At 65.3% G+C, this 15,055-nt stretch carries 15 protein-coding genes and 1 pseudogene; 14 read left to right on the top strand and 2 right to left on the bottom strand.

What is annotated here, in order from left to right:
• Together ACQR1B_RS32700 and ACQR1B_RS32695 are read right to left on the bottom strand one after the other, a co-directional pair.
• A pseudogene (locus ACQR1B_RS32700) lies at positions 1–182 on the bottom strand (efflux RND transporter periplasmic adaptor subunit); the annotation flags it as partial.
• A gap of 115 nt (positions 183–297) precedes the next feature.
• Positions 298–606 (bottom strand): ArsR/SmtB family transcription factor, encoded by a 309-nt coding sequence (locus ACQR1B_RS32695; protein ID WP_434836817.1) that lies wholly within the window; start codon positions 604–606, stop codon positions 298–300.
• Positions 607–725: 119 nt separating this feature from the next.
• Here ACQR1B_RS32695 and ACQR1B_RS32690 point away from each other — a divergent pair, with 119 nt between their 5' ends.
• The 14 genes from ACQR1B_RS32690 (at position 726) to ACQR1B_RS32625 (ending at position 15,008) form a co-directional block, all read left to right on the top strand.
• Complete coding sequence (locus tag ACQR1B_RS32690) at positions 726–2,012, top strand: NAD(P)/FAD-dependent oxidoreductase (RefSeq protein WP_434836818.1); 1,287 nt, start codon at positions 726–728, stop codon at positions 2,010–2,012.
• Positions 2,009–2,449, top strand: coding sequence for a thioredoxin TrxC (gene trxC / locus ACQR1B_RS32685; RefSeq protein WP_434836819.1), 441 nt, complete (start codon positions 2,009–2,011; stop codon positions 2,447–2,449). The genes ACQR1B_RS32690 and trxC overlap by 4 nt, the downstream gene beginning before the upstream one ends.
• A gap of 52 nt (positions 2,450–2,501) precedes the next feature.
• Complete coding sequence (locus ACQR1B_RS32680) at positions 2,502–2,705, top strand: YgaP family membrane protein (protein ID WP_009027996.1); 204 nt, start codon at positions 2,502–2,504, stop codon at positions 2,703–2,705.
• Between the two features lie 45 nt (positions 2,706–2,750).
• Complete coding sequence (gene ccoG / locus ACQR1B_RS32675; protein WP_434836820.1) at positions 2,751–4,196, top strand: cytochrome c oxidase accessory protein CcoG; 1,446 nt, start codon at positions 2,751–2,753, stop codon at positions 4,194–4,196.
• A 257-nt stretch (positions 4,197–4,453) separates the two neighbouring features.
• Complete coding sequence (locus ACQR1B_RS32670; RefSeq protein ID WP_434836821.1) at positions 4,454–4,663, top strand: hypothetical protein; 210 nt, start codon at positions 4,454–4,456, stop codon at positions 4,661–4,663.
• Positions 4,664–5,414: 751 nt separating this feature from the next.
• Positions 5,415–5,990 (top strand): cupin domain-containing protein, encoded by a 576-nt coding sequence (locus ACQR1B_RS32665; RefSeq protein WP_434836822.1) that lies wholly within the window; start codon positions 5,415–5,417, stop codon positions 5,988–5,990.
• Between the two features lie 336 nt (positions 5,991–6,326).
• Complete coding sequence (locus ACQR1B_RS32660) at positions 6,327–7,343, top strand: ABC transporter permease (protein WP_434836898.1); 1,017 nt, start codon at positions 6,327–6,329, stop codon at positions 7,341–7,343.
• A gap of 3 nt (positions 7,344–7,346) precedes the next feature.
• Positions 7,347–8,198 carry an ABC transporter permease gene (locus ACQR1B_RS32655; protein WP_434836823.1) on the top strand — a complete coding sequence of 284 codons (852 nt, stop codon included), beginning with the start codon at positions 7,347–7,349 and terminating at the stop codon, positions 8,196–8,198.
• Entirely contained in the window at positions 8,198–9,160 is a 963-nt protein-coding gene (locus tag ACQR1B_RS32650) for an ABC transporter ATP-binding protein (protein ID WP_434836824.1), read from the top strand. The genes ACQR1B_RS32655 and ACQR1B_RS32650 overlap by 1 nt, the downstream gene beginning before the upstream one ends.
• On the top strand, positions 9,157–10,149 hold the full coding sequence (locus tag ACQR1B_RS32645; protein WP_434836825.1) for an ABC transporter ATP-binding protein: 993 nt from the start codon (positions 9,157–9,159) through the stop codon (positions 10,147–10,149). Before ACQR1B_RS32650 ends, ACQR1B_RS32645 begins: the two co-directional genes overlap by 4 nt.
• Entirely contained in the window at positions 10,139–11,593 is a 1,455-nt protein-coding gene (locus ACQR1B_RS32640; protein WP_434836826.1) for an amidase, read from the top strand. The genes ACQR1B_RS32645 and ACQR1B_RS32640 overlap by 11 nt, the downstream gene beginning before the upstream one ends.
• Before the next feature lie 47 nt (positions 11,594–11,640).
• A complete protein-coding gene (locus tag ACQR1B_RS32635) occupies positions 11,641–13,254 on the top strand; it encodes an ABC transporter substrate-binding protein (protein WP_434836827.1) in 1,614 nt (537 codons plus the stop codon).
• 66 nt (positions 13,255–13,320) lie between these two features.
• Entirely contained in the window at positions 13,321–14,517 is a 1,197-nt protein-coding gene (locus ACQR1B_RS32630; RefSeq protein WP_434836828.1) for an amidase, read from the top strand.
• A complete protein-coding gene (locus ACQR1B_RS32625) occupies positions 14,517–15,008 on the top strand; it encodes a GlcG/HbpS family heme-binding protein (RefSeq protein ID WP_434836829.1) in 492 nt (163 codons plus the stop codon). The genes ACQR1B_RS32630 and ACQR1B_RS32625 overlap by 1 nt, the downstream gene beginning before the upstream one ends.
• The last annotated feature ends 47 nt before the right edge of the window (positions 15,009–15,055 follow it).

The following is a 15,055-nucleotide window of genomic DNA, read 5'->3' as shown; positions in this document are numbered from 1 at the left end:
GTGCCGCCGATGCGACCGCGCGCCGGGACGACGCTGACGCTTTCCACGGTCGCGAACACAGCCTTCTCGTCGGCGACATGACGCGGGGTCACCGTCAGCGTTTCGGCAAGAGCCGGCGCGGCCTGCGAACTCAGCTGGCAGGCCATCGCGGCGATCAAGGTCAGGAGCGATAATTTGCGCATCGGCCTCATCCTGTCTGGTTTGAATCAAATCGTGTGGTCGGGAATGGGCGGTCCAGACATCCCACCGGGATGCGGGTTCCCGCTTGACGTCGGTCAAGTCGGCGGTTGGGCGCCCTCATAGTCTTGGGACGAGTTTCGGCGGCGGCGTTGCGCAATAGACCTGATAGAGCGTCTTCAGGACCTCGCGGGCCGGCTCGCTGGCGATCGAGTAGTAGACGGTCTGACCGTCGCGTCGGGCGGTGACCAGGCTGTCCTTGCGCAGCAGCGCGAGGTGCTGCGAGACGGTCGAGTCTCGCAGGCCGAGAGACGCAGCCAACTCGCCGACCGAGCGCTCACCGTCGACCAGCTGGCAGATGATCAGGAGCCGGTGCCGGTTTGAAAGCGCCTTCAGCAGATCGCTGGCCTGGTCGGCCGCTAATTCCATGATGTCAACATTAAATTCCATAGTTGCTTATATACATATATTCGAATATATTAGTCAAGGCCGGCCCGGGATGCCGTGGCCGCGCGAAACAAGAACGAAGCAAGGTGATGGAGGACCCAATGGCGGACGTTGTCGTGATCGGAGCTGGGCTGAGTGGCTCCCTGATGGCCTATGAATTGCTGCCCCAGATGCGAAAGGAGGATCGCGTGACCGTTATCTCGCAGGGGTCCTCGTATCATTTCGTGCCGTCCAACCCGTGGGTCGCGGTCGGCTGGCGCAAGCGCGACGACATCGAGATCGATCTCGTCGACGTCATGCAGCGCAAGGGCATCCGTCTGCTGACCCAGGGTGCCAAGCGGGTGCACCCGGACGACAACCAGGTCGAGCTGACCGACGGCACCATGGTCGCCTACGACTATCTCGTCGTCGCGACCGGCCCCGAGCTCGCCTTCGACGAAATCCCGGGGCTCGGCCCCGACGGCCACACCCAGTCGGTCTGCCATGTTGATCACGCCGCCCAAGCCAAGGCCGCCTTCGACAAACTGGCCGAGAAGCCAGGGCCCGTCATCGTCGGGGCAGTGCAGGGCGCGTCCTGCTTCGGACCGGCCTACGAATTCCTCTTCATCCTTGAGACCGAGCTGCGCCGCCGCAAGATGCGCGACCAGGTTCCGATGACCTTCGTCACCTCCGAGCCCTATATCGGCCATCTCGGCCTCGATGGCGTCGGCGACACCAAGGGACTGCTCGAAAGCGAGATGCGCGAGAAGCACGTCAAGTGGATCACCAGCGCCCGCGTCACGAAGGTCGAGGACGGACGGATGGTCGTGGAGGAGGTCGCCGACGACGGCTCGGTGCGCAAGACGCACGAGCTGCCGTTCGCCTATTCGATGATGCTGCCGGCGTTCCGCGGCGTCGGCGCCGTCAGGGGCATCGACAGGCTGACCAATCCGCGCGGCTTCGTCATCGTCGACAAGCATCAGCGCAATCCGGCCTATCCCAACGTCTTCGCCATCGGCGTCTGCGTCGCGATCCCGCCGATCGGGCCGACGCCGGTGCCGGTCGGCGTGCCGAAGACCGGCTTCATGATCGAGTCGATGGTCACGGCGACCGCCCTGAACATCGGCGCGCTGCTGCGTGGACAGGCGCCCAAATCGCAGCCGACCTGGAATGCGATCTGCCTCGCCGACTTCGGCGATTCCGGCGTCGCCTTCCTGGCCCAGCCGCAGATCCCGCCGCGCAACGTCAACTGGTCGTCGAAGGGGGAGTGGGTGCATTACGCCAAGGTCGCCTTCGAGAAGTATTTCCTGCGCAAGATGAAGCGCGGCACGCCCGAGCCGTTCTACGAGAAGTTCCTGCTCGACCGGCTCAACATCGCCAAGATCAAGGAAGTCAGGACGGGCACATGAGCGAGACCTTCCAACTGGTGTGCGGCCATTGCGGGCAGATCAACCGTCTGCCGGCGGGCCGGGCGCCGACCCAGGGCAAATGCGGCAAGTGCCACGCGCCGCTGTTCTCCGGTCATCCGATCGAGGTCGACCAGGCCGGGTTCACGCGCCACCTCGCGAACAGCGACCTGCCTTTGCTGGTCGATGTCTGGGCGCCGTGGTGCGGCCCGTGCCGGGCAATGGCGCCGATGTTCGCGCGCGCCGCGCAAGAGCTTGAGCCGCGCGTGCAGCTTCTGAAGCTGAACTCCGACGAGGCGCCGGAGGTCTCGGCGAAGTTCGGCATCTCCGGCATTCCGACCCTGCTGCTGCTGCAGAAGGGGCGGGAGCTCCAGCGGATTTCGGGTGCGATGGACTCGCAACGAATCGTCGCCTGGACGATGTCCGGCCTGCGGCAGTGACGCCGCGGCGCTGGCTTGATTACTCTCAAATGCAACCATGGAGGACCATGCCATGAACGTCGATAAAGCAGTTCTCACTTTCGCAGGGTTCGTCGTCCTGCTCAGCCTCGCGCTCGGCTGGTACGTCAATCCATATTGGTTCCTGCTCGCGGCCTTTGCCGGCGTGAACATGATCCAGGCGTCGTTCACCGGCTTCTGCCCGGCGGCGATCGTGTTCAAGAAGCTGGGACTTCGGAGCGGCAACGCGTTCTCCTGAGCGCGCCGATAAAGCAGAGGGAGACGAAGATGAAGCGGGGGTATCATGGCTGACTCGGACGAAACCTATATCGTCGGTCCGCTCTACAAGGCGCGCGACAAGGTCTATCCGGCGGCTGTGCACGGCCGCTTCCGGCGCATCAAGTGGACGATCCTCTGCATCACGCTCGGCATCTACTATCTGCTGCCCTTCGTGCGCTGGGACCGCGGTCCCGGCATGCCGAGCCAGGCGGTGCTGGTCGATTTCCCGCACCGCCGCTTCTACTTCTTCTTCATCGAGCTGTGGCCGCAGGAGGTCTACTACTTTACTGGCCTGCTGATCCTCGCGGCCGTGACGCTGTTCCTGATGAACGCAGTCGCGGGGCGGCTGTGGTGCGGCTACCTCTGTCCGCAAACGGTGTGGACCGATTTGTTCTACGCGGTGGAGCGCTGGGTCGAGGGAGACCGGCGCGAGCGCATGCTGAGCGACAAGAAGGGCTGGACCTTCACCCACATCCGCCAGGTCGCGCTCAAGCACTTTCTCTGGATCATGATCGGCTGGTGGACCGGGGGCGCCTGGGTGCTGTACTTCGACGACGCGCCGACGCTGGTGAAGGATCTCGCAACCTTCCAGGCGCCGTTCACCGCCTATCTCTGGATCGGCATCCTGACTGCGACGACCTACGTGTTCGCCGGTCACGCCCGTGAGCAGGTCTGCATCTACATGTGCCCCTGGCCGCGCATCCAGGCGGCGCTGACCGACGAATGGGCGCTCAACGTCACCTACAAGGGCGACCGCGGCGAGCCGCGCATGTCGGTCAAGAAGGCCGAGGCGGCGCGGCTGCAGGGCGAGCCCGCCGGGGATTGCGTCGATTGCCATCAATGCGTCAACGCCTGCCCGACAGGTGTCGACATCCGGCACGGCATCCAGCTCGGCTGCATCCAGTGCAGCCTGTGCATCGATGCCTGCGATACGGTGATGAAGCAGATCGGCCGCCCGACCGGCCTGATCGGCTACGACACCGACATCAACGTGGTCAGGCGCAAGGAAGGCAAGCCGGAGATCTACCGCATTATCCGGCCGCGTACGATCATCTATGCGAGTTTCATCGCCATCGTCGGCGGCATCATGCTGTACACGCTGGCGACGCGCGGAACGATGGGCATCAACGTGCTGCATGAGCGCAACCCGCTGTTCGTGCAACTGTCGGACGGCGGCGTCCGCAATGACTATACGGTGCGCCTGCTCAACAAGCGCGGCGCACGCGGCTTCGTGCTCGAGGTCGTCGGCCTGCCGAACGCCAAGGTGACGGTGGCCGGCGAGGTGCGGGAGCAGGACGGCCGTATGATGATCGATGTCGGCCAGGACCAGACGCGGGAGATTCGCATGTCGATCGAGGCCAAGGGCGCCGATCTTCCCTCCACCCCCGTCGACATCGAAATCAAGATCACCGACCCCGCCACCGGAACTTCGGTGAGCAAGCACGATCACTTCGTGCCGCCGACGCGATGACGCGGACGAGCGAGAAGTTGCGAGACAACGGCATCTGTCGCGTAGTTCGTAGCTGATGAGAAAAGAGGGAGGAGCAGCGGCTCCTCCCTCTTTCTCTATGGCGCTTGTTCCAGATCAATGATGCGCAAAGAGGGCAGGCAGAGCATCGCCACGTCAAGGGATCGATGTGTCCTCTCCGTGAACACGCCTGTTGGCGTGTTCATGGTCAATGTGCAGGACCTCCTTGGGTGCCAAAACCGCATGACGGAGAAGAACAGATGTTCAAGGTCGCAATTCTGATCTGGGTGATGCTGGGCACGGTGCTGGCGGGCAGCGCGGTCACGGCATTGTTGACGGTGCAGGGGCTGGTCGCGAGCCCGATGAAGGACCTGCCGCTGGCGGCGCTGGTTGGCTTCGTCGTCGCGATGCCGCTGTCCTATCTCGTCGCGGCGAAGATCGGCCGTAATGGACGGGGCAGCACCGCCTGACGGGTGCGCAGCCAGACTGGAGGCGTTCACGGCATCAAACAGCGCCTCGGTCGGGGGCCGGAAGCAAGACATCGTAAAGCGCTTCCGCGGCGGACCACGTCATCAATATCGTCAACACGCATGTACACGGCGTGGTCCGCATCGGCCGCATGCCCGACAGCCAACTGATTGGCCTCCAGGTCGGGCACGTCCGCTGGACCCTCAGCGACAGTCTGGACTACTTGCCCCCGCGGCCAACCCGCGAACCTCGAGGCTCTGCGCGATCGCAATTGCATCGCCTTCGTTGATGAATGCCATATGTCCTGCTTGGTGATGACGAGGGACGTGGCTTTGCCGGACATTTGATTATCAGTCGATTCACCTCGGTCTTCACGACGGTGGCTACGATAAATGGACGATATCACGTCAAGCGGACCAGGAACCAGCGGTCGGAACTTGGATTGCTGCATTGAGAATGGCGGCGACCCTTGCACTTTGGTTCGCGATTTGCGCGGCCATCCTTGTGTTTTGCCTCCGCCAGAGATGGGTCGGCTGTCGGATCAGGCCGACCGTGAAAGCCCGTGGTGGTGGTCGATCAAGTAGCCACGCGTTCGCTCTCGGGGGTCTGGCTCGGAGGGCGACCACGGATTGTCTCGCTTGCGCGGCGCTGGCGCAGGCATCCTCAATTTACCTCGGGTGCAGCATAACATGCTGGTCAATCATATGATTGTTATGCATATACTTTGCGGCTTAAATCGCTGGAAAAGGTCGCGTGAGCTCGGACAACGGCACATTGAACATTGGGCTGCGCCTGCGGCGCGCCCGGCTGGCCAAGGGCATGCGGATGCGCGACCTGGCGCAGGTGGTCGGTTGCGATGAGAGCATGATCTCCAAGATCGAGGCCGGCAAGGTCATGCCGTCGCTGCCGATGCTCGACAAGATGGTCCGCGCGCTCGATCGCGACATGGCCTCGTTCTTCGGCCTGAGGGTCGACGACTACAAGCTGGTGCAGAAGCCCGAGGATCGGCTGAAGGTGCCTGTCGATGCGTTGCGCGGCGGAAAAGGCGTGGTCTATGAGCGTCTCGTGCCGGTGGCAGCAGGGAATCTGCTCGAAGCCAACATTCACGTCGTGGCGCCCGGCGGCGAGAAGGTCGATCTCATCACCCACCAGGGCGAAGCCGTCGGCTATCTCGTGTCGGGCACGATCGAACTCACCATCGACGACGCCACCTATCTGATGACCACCGGCGACTCCTTCTTCTTCAAGGCGTATCTGACCAACAGCTATCGCAACGTCGGACCCGACGAAGCGCGGATCGTCTGGGTCAACACCCCGCAGGTTCACTAGAGGCAGGTTCCTCGAGGAGAGGCAGGGCGCCGCTAAGGACCGATCGGGGGGGCGATGCATGAATTTCATGCATGTGGCGAGAACGGGTGCAGAGGGGTTGGAAGCTGCGGAGTTCCTCAACCTCGGTGCGGGGCCATTTCGGCGAAAAACGGCCTCGATTTCATATCTCTTGTATTTCAGGGGTCCGCGCCGGTGATGGCATAGTGCTTGCTTAATCGTCGACATGACTGTGATGCATGCCATCTGCCCCTGGCTGCGTCCGACTGTCGATGGGGCCTCACCAACTGACGCGCGCGGCGAAAGCCGTCGCCGCAGCTGACGATGGCAGGCGCACCGCTGATGGCTTTCGTTTGGAAACGACTGCTCGGCACCATCCCGAGCCTGGTGGGCGTCGTCGTTCTCACCTTTTTCATTTCGCGCGCGCTGCCGGGAGATCCCGCGGCTTTCTTCGCCGGGCCTGCGGCGAATGCCGCGTCGATCGCCAGCATCCGTGCCACGCTCGGCCTCGACCGTCCGCTGCCAGTGCAGTTCGTGAGCTACATCGCCGACCTCGCACAGGGCAATCTCGGCCGCTCGCTCACGACCGGGCAGCCGGTGCTGACCGATCTGCTCGAACGGCTTCCCGCATCGCTGGAACTGTCGTCCTTTGCGCTGCTGTTTGCGATCGGCATCGCGATCCCGATGGGGATCTGGGCCGCGACCCGCATCGATGGCGGGGTCGATCATGCCTGCCGCGCGCTGGTCACCGTCAGCGCTGCCTTTCCGACCTTCTTCGTCGGCCTGCTGTTCGTCTACCTGTTCTACTTCCTGCTCGGCTGGGCGCCACAGCCGCTCGGCCGCCTGAACGAAATCGCCTTCTCGCCGCCGCCGCGGGTCACCGGCGCCTATACGATTGACGCCCTGATCGCCGGCGATTGGCCGGTGCTCCGCGCCGCGTTGGCCCAGCTGATCCTGCCAGCTATCTCGCTCGGCCTGTTCGCGCTGGCGCCGATCGCGCGGATCACGCGGGCCGCGATGCTGGAGGCGCTGAGCAGCGATTTCATCCGCACTGCGCGCGCCAGCGGCCTGCCGGTGCGCAAGATCCTGATGACCTACGCCTTCCGCAACGTGCTGCTGCCGGTCTCGAGCGTGCTCGGCATGGTGTTCTCCTTCCTGCTCGGTTCCAACGTGCTGATCGAGCAGGTGTTCGGTTGGCAGGGCGTCGGCGCCTATGCGGTGGCCGCGGTGATCGCCTCCGACTACGCAGCGGTCCAGGGCTTCGTGCTGATGATGGCCGTGCTCTACGTGCTGCTGAATCTCCTGGTCGACGTGTTCGCCACGCTCGTCGATCCCCGCGTCCGGTTCGAGGGCTGAGCGATGAGTCTGGTCACGCTCGCCCGCAACACTGGTTATGCGTTCGGCGAAAACCGCCTGACGCTGGTCGCTGCCCTCATCCTGGCGCTGCTGGCGCTGTGCGCGATCTTCGGTCCGTCCATCGCGCCGTATGATCCCTTGCTCACCTCGGCCACCACCAAGCTCGCCCGGCCGAGCCTCGCGCATCCGTTCGGCACCGACGCGCTCGGGCGCGACATCTTGAGCCGCGTCATCGTCGCGACGCGCCTCGATCTCGGCATGGCGGTCTCGGCGGTGGCGCTGTCGTTCGTGTTGGGCCTCGCGCTCGGCGCGCTCGCCGGCTATTTCGGCGGCTGGACCGACCGCATAATCGGCCGGGCGATGGACACCATCATGGCGTTCCCGCTGTTCGTGCTGGCCATGGGCATCGTGGTGGCGCTCGGCAACAGCGTCGCCAACATCATCATCGCCACCATAATCATCAACCTGCCGTTCTACTGCCGCTTCGCCCGAGCCGAGGTGAACGTGCGGCGCGAGCTCGGCTATGTCGAGGCGGCGCGCATGGGCGGCAACGGCTCGCTGCGCGTCCTGATCAACCACATCGTCCCGAACATCCTGCCGCCGATGATGGTGCAGGCCTCGCTCAACATGGGATGGGCGATCCTCAACGCGGCCGGCCTGTCCTTCATCGGGCTCGGGGTCCGGCCGCCGACCCCGGAATGGGGCATCATGGTGTCGGAAGGCGCGAGCTACATCATCTCCGGCGAGTGGTGGGCCTTCATGTTCCCGGGCGCCGCGCTCGTGCTCGCGGTGTTCTCCTTCAACATGCTGGGCGACGGCCTGCGCGATCTGCTCGATCCGAGGAAGCGCGTGTGATGGCGCAGCTCGAGATCGACGATCTCTCGGTGGAATTCCGCACCCGGCACGGCGTGGTGCGCGCGCTGGACGGCATCAGCCTGTCGGTCTCCCGGGGCGAGATCGTCGGCGTGGTCGGCGAAAGCGGCTCGGGAAAATCCGTCACCGCCTACACCGTCATGGGCCTGAACGATGCCGCCGCCCGCATCACCAAGGGCGCGATCACGATGGGCGGCATCGATCTCCTGGCAGCGCGGCCGGAGGCGATGCGCGAGCTGCGCGGACGCGAGATGGCGATGATCTTCCAGAGCCCGCGCACCGCGCTCAACCCGATCCGCAAGGTCGGCAAGCAGATCGAGGACGTGCTGCAGGAGCATGCCGCGCTGCCGAGGCGCGATCTCAGGGCAGCGGCGATTGCGGCGCTGGCGCGGGTGCGCATCCCCGATCCTGAACGCCGGGCGGAAGCCTATCCGTTCGAACTCTCGGGCGGCATGTGCCAGCGCGTGATGATCGCGATGGCGCTGGCCTGCACGCCGTCCGTGCTGATCGCGGACGAACCGACGACGGGGCTCGATGTGACGACCCAGGCCGTGATCATGGATCTGATCCGGGAGATGAGCCGCGCGACGCAGATGTCGACCCTGCTGATCACCCACGATCTCGGCCTCGCCGGCGAATATTGCGACCGCATCGCCGTCATGCATGCCGGCCACATCGTCGAGATCGCGCCGACCGAGGAGCTGCTGGAGCGTCCGGCGCATCCCTACACGCGCCGGCTGCTGGCGGCGACACCCGTGCCGGATTCGCGGCTCGACGATCTCAATTCCATTCCCGGCCATCTGCCGGATCTGCGCGGCGCGCTGCCGCCGTGCCGCTTCAGCGGACGCTGCGAGCTGAGGCAGCCGATCTGTGACGAGGCGGAGCTGCACTGGACCGAGTTGTCGCCCCATCACCTCGTGCGTTGCCGGTTTCCGCTGTCATGACGGCGCTTCTCGAGGTCAGGTCACTGTCCAAGTTCTACCCGATCAAACGGGCGGGGAAGGGGGCGAAGCTCCACGCAGTGGATGATGTGAGCCTGACGATATCAGCCGGCGAAAGCGTCGGCCTCGTCGGCGAGTCCGGCTGCGGCAAGTCCACCATGGTCCGCCTGCTCGGCCGGCTGATCGATCCTACGGCGGGCCAAGTTTTGATCGATGGCGAGGATCTCACCGCGATCACGCAGGCGAAGTTTGCTTCATCACCGCAGCGGCGGCGCATCCAGGTCGTGTTCCAGGATGCGACCGAGAGCCTCAATCCCTCTTTCCGGGCGTTTCAGACGATCGCCGATCCGCTGAAGCGGCTGCTCGGCCTCAGCGACAGCGCCGAGATCGCGCGCCGCGTTCATGCCACCGCCGCCCTGGTCGGGCTGCCGGATGAGCTGCTGCAGCGCTATCCGCATCAGCTCTCGGGCGGCCAGCGCGCGCGCGTCGGCATCGCGCGCGCCGTTGCCGTCGAGCCTTCGCTGCTGATCCTCGACGAGCCGACGTCAGCGCTCGACGTCTCCGTGCAGGCCGTGATCCTGCGGCTGCTCGCCGACCTGCGCGCGCGACTGTCGATGAGCTATCTGTTCGTGTCGCACGATCTCAACGTTGTCAGGCTGCTGTGCTCGCGCGTGGTCGTGATGTATCTCGGCAAGATCGTCGAGATTGCGCCGGCCGAGGCGCTGTTCACCGCACCACGCCATCCCTACACCCAGGCGCTGGTCGCCGCGATCCCGGATCCCGCGCGGCGCGGTGAAGCGCGGCCGCGGCTCGACGGCAGCCCGGCCAGCCCGATCAATCCCGATCCCAACGCCTGCCGCTTCTACGGACGCTGTCCAAAGAGCGCCGACCTCTGCGCCCAGGCCATGCCGCCGCTGCGCGCGATGGGGCCCGATCATTTCGCCGCCTGCCACTTCGCTGTTTCACCTGCTGGAGAGACCGATGAGCGCTGACAACGAAATCTGCCGCATGGACGCCGTCACCGTGGCGGCGAAGGTCAAGGACAAGACCCTCTCGGCCACGGAGGTCACCGAGGCGGTTCTGCGCCGCATGGACAAGCTCGAGCCCCACATCCATGCCTTCTGCACGCCGACTCCCGACGTGGCGCGCGCTGCGGCCGCTGCCGTCGACGCCAAGATCGCGGCGGGCGAGGATCCCGGCCTGCTCGCGGGCGTGCCGATCGGCATCAAGGATCTGGTCGCGACCAAGGACATCCTGACGGTGATGGGGTCGCCGCTCTACCGCGACTTCGTGCCGGATGAGGACGACATCGTTGTCGAGCGGCTGAAGGCGGCCGGCGCCGTCATCATCGGCAAGACCAACGTGCCGGAATTCGGCTATAGCGGCGTCGGGCATAATCCGGTGTTTCCGGCGACGCGCAATCCCTGGAATCTCGACATGACCTCGGGCGGATCGAGCGCCGGCTCCGGCGCCTCGGTCGCGTCAGGCGTCGCACCCTTCGCGATCGGCTCCGATGGCGGCGGATCGATCCGCATTCCCTCCGCGCTGTGCGGGCTCTACGGCATCAAGGCCTCGATGGGCCGGGTGCCGCTCTATCCGGGCTGCCGCGACGAGCGCTATCCCGGCGTCTCGAGCTGGGAGTCGCTCGAACATGTCGGCCCGATGAGCCGCACCGTGGCCGACTCCGCGTTGATGCTCAAGGTGATCACGGGACCCGATCCGCGCGATCGTTATTCGATCCCTGCGGCCGACTTCGACTATGTCGAGGCGACGAAGGAGAGCATCAAGGGCCTGCGCATCGCCTACAGCGAGGACTGGGGCTATGCGCCCGTCGATCCCGAAGTGCGGCGCGTCGTCTCCGAGGCGGTGCGCGTGTTCGAAACCGATCTCGGCTGCACGGTCGAGCGCGCCCATCCCGGCTGGGACGATCCGTTCCCGCATTTCTGGACCATCGTCGCCGGCGACACCGATCTCACTGGTCTGCGCCGGATGATGAAGGGGCGCGAGAAGGAGATGTCGCCGCATCTCGTCGCGCTGCTGCAGCGGCAATGGACGGCGGAGGAGTTCACCGACGCCAAGATGATCCGCCAGATGGTCTGCAATCGCATGTGGCGGTTCATGGCCAACTACGACCTGCTGATCACGCCGACGCTCGCGGTGCCCGCCTTCCCGCTCTACATGCAGGGGCCCGAGATCATCGAGGACAAGATGGTCACGACCGGCGACTGGCTCTGTTTCACCTTCATCTGCAACCTGACCGGCCAGCCCGCGGCGACCATTCCCGCCGGGTTCACCAAGACGGGTCTTCCCGTCGGGATGCAGATCATCGGCCGCCATCTGGCGGACCGCACCGTGCTCGCCGCCTCCGGCGCCTTCGAACAAGCGCGTCCGTGGGCTCACCAATGGCCGAAACTGTTGAGCGAGCTCGGCCTCTGACGCTGCCTCCAACCACCCACCTGAAACATCCAGAAAGGACGCACGATATGAAGCTTTATCGCAGTCTCGTTGCAGCGGCGTTGCTCACAGCGTCCGCTGTGCTGCCCGGCGCTGTTGCGCACGCGGCCGAAATTGCCAAGGACACATTGGTGATCGTGTCCGAGATGGGCCCCAACGGTCTCGACACGATGGTGCCGACCGCCAATGATCACAGCCGCATGGTGGTGTGGCAGGCCTATGACCGGCTCGTCAGCCATGGCGAGAAGACGCTGGCGGACGGCACCGTGTCCTACGACGCCAAGATCATGACGCCGGAGCTGGCCGAGAGCTGGGACGCCAGCGAGGACGGCAAGACCTACATCTTCCATCTGCGCAAGGATGCGACGTTCCACGACGGCACCCCGGTCACCGCCAAGGACGTCAAATGGTCGTTCGACCGCGCCATCGCCGCCGGCGGCTTTCCGGCAGTGCAGATGGCCGCGGGATCACTGGTCAAGCCCGAACAGTTCACGGTGGTCGACGATCACACCTTCAAGGCCACGTTCGATCAGTTCAACAAGCTGACGATGCCCGACCTCGTCGTGCCGGTGCCGGTCATCGTCAATTCCGAGCTGGCCAAGAAGCACGCGACGGCGCAGGACCCATGGGCGTTCGACTGGGTGTCGCGCAATGATTGCGGCGGCGGCGCCTACAAGGTCGAGTCATGGTCGCCGGGACAGCAGACCGTGTTCACGCGGTTCGACGCCTGGAAGTCGGGACCGCTCCCCAAGCTCAAGCGCGTCGTCTACCGGCAGATCGCCTCGGCGGGCACGCGCCGTGCGCTGCTCGAGAAGGGCGACGTCGACATGTCGGTCGGCCTGCCGCCGAAGGACTACGCCGAGCTGGCGGAGCAGGGCAAGGTCACGATCATCGGCGTGCCCGTGCAGAACGATCTCGTCTTCGTCGACATGAACGTCAAGATCGCGCCGTTCGACAATCCGAAGGTGCGTGAAGCGATCTCCTACGCCATCCCCTACAAGGAGATCGTCAGCTCCGCGCTCTACAACCGCGCCAAGCCGATGTTCGGCGGCGACCCGGCAAAACCCTATCCCGATGCGACCTGGCCGGTGCCGATCAAGCATGGCCAGGATCTGGCGAAGGCCAAGCAGCTGCTCACCGAGGCCGGCTTCCCGAACGGCTTCAAGACCACGCTGTCGATCGATCTCAGCGAGTCCACCGTGCGTGAGCCGACCGCGATCCTGATCCAGGAAGCGCTGAAATCGATCGGCGTCGAACTCACGATCGAGAAGGTGCCGGGCTCGAACTGGTTCGCCCAGATGGCCAGCAAGACGATGCCGATGGTCATCGCCGAGTTCTATGGCTGGCTCGACTACCCCGACTACTTCTTCTTCTGGACCTTCCATGGCGGCAACAATTCGGTGTTCAACACCGCCAACTACGTCAATCCCAGCCTCGACAAGGTGATCGACGAGGCGCGTTTCACCCGGGATCCGGAGATCTACAAGACCAGCCTGAACAAGATGGTCGACATCGTGATGACCGATCTGCCGCGCATTCCGCTCTACACCCGCTTTGCCGACTATGCGATGCAGAAGAACGTCAAGGGCTTCGAGTATTGGTTTCATACGCATCCGGACTTCCGCAAGCTCTACAAGGAGTGACGCGGGGGGAGAGGACGGCAGGCGCGCCCGGGGTCGGGGGCGGCTGCTCTTCATCGGGGAGAAGTCGTGCAAGATACTCTCGGGGCTTTCATTCCCGGTGCCATCCTTCGGCGGGCGCCGCACCGGTCCGGCCCGCTGTCGGGCCTGACCTTCGCGGTCAAGGACCTGTTCGACGTTGCAGGCGAGGTGACCGGCTGCGGCAATCCCGACTGGGCCGCCACGCATGATGCCGCGGAGGCGGACGCCTGGGCCGTCGACGCGCTGCTCGGCGCCGGCGCCGCGCTGACCGGCAAGACCATCACGGATGAGATCTCGCTCGGGCTGCTCGGCATCAACAGGTTTGACGGAACGCCGCTCAACCCGCGCGCGCCGGACCGCGTCCCCGGCGGCTCATCGAGCGGCTCGGCCTCGGCCGTTGCCGGTGGCCTGGTCGATGTCGCCCTGGGGACCGACTCCGGCGGCTCGGTGCGTACGCCCGCGAGCTTCTGCGGGATCTACGGCCTGCGACCGACGCACGGGCGTATCTCGGTCGCCGGCCTGATGACCCAGGCGCCGTCGTTCGACACGGTCGGCTATTTTACGAGGGACGCGCAGACCTTCAGCCAGGTCGGCGCCGTGCTGCTCGGCGAGCCGATCGCTGATGCCTTGCTGCCGGAGATCATCATTGCATCTGATTGTTTCGCGCTCGCCGATGCGCCGGTCCGGGACGCGCTGCAGCCGGTTGTCGGCCGGCTCGGCAATGCCACGGCGACCCATTCGCTGCCTCTGGCTGACGGCGAGCTGCTCGACTGGGCACGCCATCAGCGCGTCCTGCAGAAGAGCGAATTCCAAGCCACGTTTCGCGACTGGATCGATCGGGTCAACCCGCGCTTCTCCTCCGAAGTCGCGGGCGCCTTTGCCGACGACGGCCGGATCACGACGGACGAGCTCGCGGCTGCCAGGGCCTTCCGTGCGGCCGCCGCGAAGCGGCTCGACGATCTCCTGGACGGCCGGCGCATGCTGTGCCTGCCGACCTCGCCCATTTTGCCGATCGCGCGCCATGCGCGTCTGTCGGAGATCCGCGCCGCCGTGCACCGGATCGTCGATCTCACCGGCATCGCAGGGCTGACGGGGCTGCCGCAGGTGAGCCTGCCCGTTGCGACATCCGGCCCTGTTCCGGTCGGGCTGTCCTTGATCGGCTGGCGCGGCGGCGATGCGCCGCTGGTCGCTGCGGCGCGCACGCTGGCGCGGGACTTCTCCATTGGCCTGTACGAGGAGCAATGATGACCGACGTCAAGGACACGAGGACGCTGACGCTTCCGGGCGGGCTCAAGGTGCTGAACGCGGCGATTGCCGAGGCGACGCGCATCGGACAGCCGATGTGCATTGCCGTGGTCGATAGCGGCGGCAATTTGCTGGCGTTCGGGCGCATGGATGGGGCGAAGGGACTGAGCGTGACCTCGTCCATCAACAAGGCGCGGACCTCGGCACTGTCGGGGGCGCCGACCGGCGGCGCTCACGCCGACGTGGAAATCCAGGTCACGCTGGCGCATGAAAGCCGCTGGACCAATCTCATCGGCGGTCTGCCGATCTGTGTCGACGGCTTCATTCTCGGCGCGGTGGCGGCGGGCTCCGGGTCAGGCGCGCAGGATCTCGCCGTCGCCCGCGCCGGTGCGGCCGCCATTTCGGGGGCCGACATGTACGTCGACTTCAAGCCCATGGGCGCGGAAGATACGGGGATCATCAGGGGAACGACGCACCCGGTGGAGGTCTGAAATCGGCCGGCGCGGGCGTGGCAGCGCGGGCCAACGTCGACTTGGCG

This window comes from Bradyrhizobium oligotrophicum (assembly GCF_051168495.1).
Lineage (GTDB): Bacteria > Pseudomonadota > Alphaproteobacteria > Rhizobiales > Xanthobacteraceae > Bradyrhizobium > Bradyrhizobium oligotrophicum_A.
The sequence above is the reverse complement of the archived record's forward strand: the minus strand, read 5'-3'. Positions and strand labels throughout refer to the sequence as shown.